The sequence below is a fragment of the Aromatoleum evansii genome (genome assembly GCF_012910805.1).
Lineage (GTDB): Bacteria > Pseudomonadota > Gammaproteobacteria > Burkholderiales > Rhodocyclaceae > Aromatoleum > Aromatoleum evansii.
Genome location: NZ_WTVK01000139.1, coordinates 1 through 2,918, shown reverse-complemented (window position 1 = coordinate 2,918; position 2,918 = coordinate 1). Strand labels below are relative to the sequence as shown.

At 71.4% G+C, this 2,918-nt stretch carries 3 protein-coding genes; all 3 read right to left on the bottom strand.

What is annotated here, in order from left to right; translation table 11 throughout:
• Positions 1-760: oxepin-CoA hydrolase, alternative type (locus GO615_RS27445; RefSeq protein ID WP_169133019.1), on the bottom strand; the 760-nt coding region annotated here is incomplete at its 3' end.
• Positions 757-1,983 (bottom strand): CaiB/BaiF CoA transferase family protein, encoded by a 1,227-nt coding sequence (locus GO615_RS27440; RefSeq protein ID WP_169133018.1) that lies wholly within the window; start codon positions 1,981-1,983, stop codon positions 757-759. The genes GO615_RS27445 and GO615_RS27440, both read right to left, overlap by 4 nt.
• 17 nt (positions 1,984-2,000) lie before the next feature.
• The coding region (locus GO615_RS27435; protein ID WP_169133017.1) for an acetyl-CoA C-acyltransferase at positions 2,001-2,918 on the bottom strand (918 nt) is incomplete at its 5' end.

The following is a 2,918-nucleotide window of genomic DNA, read 5'->3' as shown; positions in this document are numbered from 1 at the left end:
CCGCTTCGGGGCCGAAGAGACTGTCGAGGAAGTGGTCCCGTTCGAAGTCGAGTTGCGTCTGGAGCGGGTTCGTCAGCGCGGCGTCGAGGAGGGTCTTGATTCGGCCCTGGGCGCGCCTCGGCCCGCGTGCGAGGCTTTGTGCGAGGGCGAGCGCCTCGGCGAGCGCTGTGCCGTCGGCGACGACGCGATTGACGACGCCGAGTTCCTGCAGGCGTCGGCCTCCAAGCGGGGCGCCGGTGAGCAGCAGCTCGGCGGCGAGCTGGCGCGGCAGCACGCGACTGGCGAAGGCCGAACCGCCGCCGTCCGGGCTCAGGCCGATCTTGACGTAGGCCATGCGGAACTGCGCGCTCTCGGCCGCGACGATAAGGTCGCTGGCGAGGGCGAGCGAGAAGCCTGCACCGGCCGCGCTGCCCTCGACCGCGGCGACGATCGGTAGCGGGCAGCGGCGCATTGTCTGCACCCAGCGATGGAAGCATTCGAGGCTGTCGCGCTGGACCTCGCGCGGGCCCTGGCGGTTGGCGGCCAGCCGATTGACGTTGCCGCCGGCGCAGAAGTGCGCCCCCTCGCCCGTGAGCACGATCGCACCGAGTGTCGGGTCGGCGGCGGCGTCCGTGACCGCGGCGAGGCCTGCGGCGTAGATGTCCGGATGCAGCGCGTTGCGCAGCGCCGGGTTGCTGAGCGTGAGTTGTAGCACCGCGCCGTGGCGCCGGACGAGCAGGCGTGCGCCGGGCGCGCCGTCGGTTGTCGCGTTCGTAGTCAAATTACACCTCGTTCGTATAAGGCCTCGATCTCGGCGGTGTGGCGGCCGAGGCGCTGGGTCAGGATCTCGCGCGTGTGCTCGCCGAGCAGCGGCGGCGGGCGGCGGTAACGGACCGGCGTCGCGGAGAGCTTGAAAGGGCTCGCGACCAGCGGCACGCTTCCCGCCTGCGGGTGGGGCAGATCGATGCGCATGCCGCGGTGGCGCACCTGCGGGTGCTCCAGCGCCTGGGCGATGTCGTTGATCGGCCCGCTCGGCACGCCCGCCGCTCCCAGTGCCGCGATCCAGTGCTGTGCGGGGTGTTCGCGGAAGAGGCCCTCGAGCAGCGGGATCAGCACGTCGCGATGGCGCACGCGTCCTGCGTTCGTTGCGAAGCGCGCATCGACGGCGAGTTCCGGGCGGCCGACGACCGTCGCGAGTTTCGCGAACTGCCCGTCGTTGCCGGCGGCGATCACGAAGGGCACGTCCTGCGCGTGGAAGACCTGGTAAGGCACGATGTTGGCGTGCGCGTTGCCGTGGCGGACCGGCACGCGGCCCGAGGTCAGGTAGTTGAGGTTCATGTTCGACATGCTCGCTACCTGGACGTCCAGCAGCGCCATGTCGATGTACTGGCCGGAGCCGCTCACGTCGCGGTGGGCGAGCGCGGCGAGGATCGCGACGGTCGCGTACATGCCGGTCATCAGGTCGGCGAAGGCGATGCCGAGCTTCTGCGGGCCGCCGCCCGGCAGGTCGTCGCGCTCGCCGGTGATGCTCATCAGGCCGCCCATCGCCTGGATGATGAAGTCGTAACCGGGCAGCGCCGCGAGCGGGCCGTCCTGGCCGAAGCCGGTGATCGAGCAGTAGATGATGCGCGGGTTGATCGCGCGGATATCCTCGTAGCCGAGGCCGTAGCGCGCGAGCGCGCCGACCTTGTAGTTCTCGATCAGGATGTCGCTCTGGGCGGCGAGCTCGCGCACCAGCGCCTGGCCGTCGGGGCTCGTGATGTCGATCGTGACCGAGCGCTTGCCGCGGTTGGCGGCGAGGTAGTAGGCCGCCTCGTGCGTGTCCTCGCCGTCGCGGTCCTTGAGGTAGGGCGGGCCCCAGCCGCGGGTGTCGTCGCCGCTGCCGGGGCGCTCGACCTTGATGACGTCGGCGCCCAGGTCGGCGAGCGTCTGGCCGGCCCACGGGCCGGCGAGCACGCGCGACAGGTCGAGCACGCGGAGGTGGGACAGGGCGCCGTCGGTCATCGTCGTCTCCGGCCCGCTTACACGCGCTCGATGATGATCGCCAGGCCCTGGCCGACGCCGATGCACAGGCTTATCGCGGCGTAGCGGGCGTTGCGGCGCTCGAGCTCGCGCGCGACGGTGAGCGCGAGGCGCGCGCCGGAGGCGCCGAGCGGGTGGCCGACCGCGATCGCCCCGCCGTTGGGATTTACGCGCGCATCGTCGAAGGCGACGTTCATCAGCTTCAGGCAGCCCAGCACCTGCGAAGCGAAAGCCTCGTTGATCTCGATGATGTCCATGTCGGCGAGCGTCAGGCCCGCGCGCTCGAGTGCCTTGGGGATCGCGTAGGCGGGCCCCACACCCATGATGCGCGGCTCCACGCCGGCCGCGGCCCCGGCGAGGATGCGCGCGATCGGCTTGGCGCCGGCGCGTTCGCCGACCGCCGCGTTGCCGATCAGCAGTGCCGCCGCGCCGTCGTTGAGGCCCGACGCGTTGCCGGCGGTGACGATGCCGCCGGCGAAGAGCGGCTTCAGTTTCGCGAGGGTGTCGTAGGTCGTGTCGGGGCGGGGGTGCTCGTCCTCGCTGACGGTCAGCGGCGGGGTCTTGCGCCCCGTGGGCACCTCGATCGGCAGGATCTCGCCGGCGAAGAAGCCGGCTTCCTGCGCCGCGGCGAACTTCGCCTGCGACGCGGCGGCGAAGCGGTCGGCCTCGTCGCGCGTGATACTGAACTCGGCCGCGACGTTGTCGCCGGTCTCGGGCATCGAGTGGCCGCCGTACTGCTCGACGACCTTCGGATTCGGGAAGCGGGCGCCGATCGTCGAGTCATAGACCTTGAAGTCGCGGCTGTAGGCGGCCTCGGGCTTGGCGACGACGAAGGGGGCGCGGCTCATGCTCTCGACGCCGCCCGCCAGATACAGCTCGCCTTCGCCGCACGTGATCGCGCGGGCGCTGTCGAGCAC

Coding starts and splice junctions, on each gene's coding strand:
- GO615_RS27440 (WP_169133018.1), bottom strand. CDS start 1,983: ATGACCGACGGCGCCCTGTCCCACCTCCGCGTGCTCGACCTGTCGCGC.